The organism is Paenibacillus sp. oral taxon 786 str. D14, from assembly GCF_000159955.1.
Lineage (GTDB): Bacteria > Bacillota > Bacilli > Paenibacillales > Paenibacillaceae > Fontibacillus > Fontibacillus phoenicis.
The window spans coordinates 74,533-76,485 of sequence record NZ_GG695990.1; the positions used below are offsets into that span (position 1 = coordinate 74,533).

Here is a 1,953-nt window from a genome sequence, read left to right on the forward strand (position 1 = left end):
GGGGATTATGTTTGAGTTTACCAATGTTCATGAACTTAAAATTCACGGTCGCCATGTCACAAGGCGGCCATTTTTCTTGAATCCAGAGATTATATGCTGTGGAGACAAAAATAAACTTCAAAGCGGGATTGTCCAGTTGATGATTCATTACAATGTTTTGGAAAAGGCTGGAGTGAAATTGCCGATCAAAGCCGTTGTTGATCCGCATGGACAATATGGGAAGTTGGTTAAGAGGAAAAAATTTTTGGAAATGCAAAAAGGTAAGGAGATCTAATAATTATCATTCAAAAAGCAGGCTTTTTGTGAGTAGGGGGTGTCACCAAAAGGAGACACATGTGTCACGAAAAGGTGACACCCCAAAATGCTGAAAAATCCTTGTGTATCAAGGGTTTCCTGACTTCGGCGGGTGGTCTTCTTTCTTAATCTATATAAATTACAGTGACCATGGATTTCAGGGGCCAAGTTGCTAAAAGGAGACGATGGATGATAATCACAAAAGATGTGCGTATTCAATTTATCTTTGGTGAGCTAGATGAGGATACATACGATGTTGATCTGCAAATATCATGGGAAGCCTCAAACTCAACAGAAACAGAAGTCAAAACGTCGTTGGATGAAGCTGTGCAAAAATGGATCAAAGAGAATGTGAGTTATACATGGGAAGAGATTGAAGTTGAGGAGGATGATCCTTAAAACTCAGGGCATACGCGTGCGCACTTTTAACAGTCTTTGAAGCGCCGGTTGTGGTGGGTGTCACTTTTGGCGAATGGGCTGAGGGCACTAAGGGGGGAGAAACGGGGGGCGCTGAGTAGGCATGATGCTTCAAGCAGATATGGAGAATCCCCTCCCTGGTCCTATCAGCCCCTAATTTCAAGGTCTGTTATTGCATTAATAACACATTCTATCCAGGAGAAGGATCTTGTGAGATTAAGCGCTGCCTAATGGTAGCAACGCATTCGCGCAAATCATCCTAGTATTGGAGGATCTGGCTCAAATTCAGAAGTAAGTGACAAAAAAGCGCTCCTCTCTCGAAATAGGTCGATAATTGATATATTGTATTATTTTGGGAAAAATAATATCATATTATATGAAATACATAATATATACTTTAGAGAAGGATGGTGGATTTCTATGAAGAAATGGTTGTTTTCTGTCGGAATAGTCGGTGTGGTTGTGCTATCTTTTTCAGCCGGGGCTTCGGCGGCGAGTACGCTGGAACGAATTCAGGCCAGTTTGAATCATGGTATTACGTTCCTTCTTGACGGATCTGCATGGACACCCAAAGATGCCAACGGGAATAAGGCCGTACCAATCAGCTATCAAGGGACAACTTATGTACCTTTGCGAGCTGTCGCTGAAGCAACTGGAGCTGAAGTAACATTTGATCCAGTTAAGCAGCAGATAGCCATCACAACTACCAACAATAAGGAAAGTACCCCGTCTGAACCTGGGCAAAGAAGAGCATTCAGTGATCAAACGGTGAAACATATTAAGAATTACGCAAACAGCGGTGTCACACGGAATAAAGAGGAATTGTTGTTCGGAGAAACGCAATATAATGAGGCGTTCGTGGTAACCGACGTGAACGTTGCAAAAACGGATTTTGGATTTACGGTCCCAACTGGAACTAAGCGGATCGGTGTATTGATCGGTTATAAGGATAACGAAGATGATCTTATTCGAAAGGCGAACTACACTATCTTAGATTCGAAAGGCTCATCTGTTGCATCAGGTAAAGTTGAAGATGGTAAGGTCGTTTCCAATGAAATTGTGACCAACGGAGAAACTAAATTTACGGTCGTATTTGAATCTGGAAGTACTTCAAGTGCAGGAGCAGGCTACATTATTTGGGATGAGAGTTGGGTTGAAAATTAATCAATCCAGTAATCCGGGATAAATAACCGGCATATTTGGAGCCACGTCATTAGATGACGTGGCTCATTTTAGTGTGCT

General features: G+C 42.1%; 3 protein-coding genes. All 3 read left to right on the plus strand.

The window, feature by feature from the left end; translation table 11 throughout:
- Nucleotides 1-274, plus strand: a 274-nt coding sequence (locus POTG_RS19115) for a hypothetical protein (protein ID WP_232282358.1), incomplete at its 5' end; no start/stop codon positions are given.
- Nucleotides 275-483: 209 nt separating this feature from the next.
- Entirely contained in the window at nucleotides 484-693 is a 210-nt protein-coding gene (locus tag POTG_RS19120; RefSeq protein WP_009226492.1) for a hypothetical protein, read from the plus strand.
- 438 nt (nucleotides 694-1,131) lie between these two features.
- On the plus strand, nucleotides 1,132-1,875 hold the full coding sequence (locus POTG_RS19125) for a stalk domain-containing protein (RefSeq protein ID WP_229520980.1): 744 nt from the start codon (nucleotides 1,132-1,134) through the stop codon (nucleotides 1,873-1,875).
- The last annotated feature ends 78 nt before the right edge of the window (nucleotides 1,876-1,953 follow it).

What these genes read in the sequence shown, in the direction of transcription:
- POTG_RS19120 (WP_009226492.1), top strand. Translation starts at nt 484, where the DNA reads ATGATAATCACAAAAGATGTGCGTATTCAATTTATCTTTGGTGAGCTA.
- POTG_RS19125 (WP_229520980.1), top strand. Translation starts at nt 1,132, where the DNA reads ATGAAGAAATGGTTGTTTTCTGTCGGAATAGTCGGTGTGGTTGTGCTA.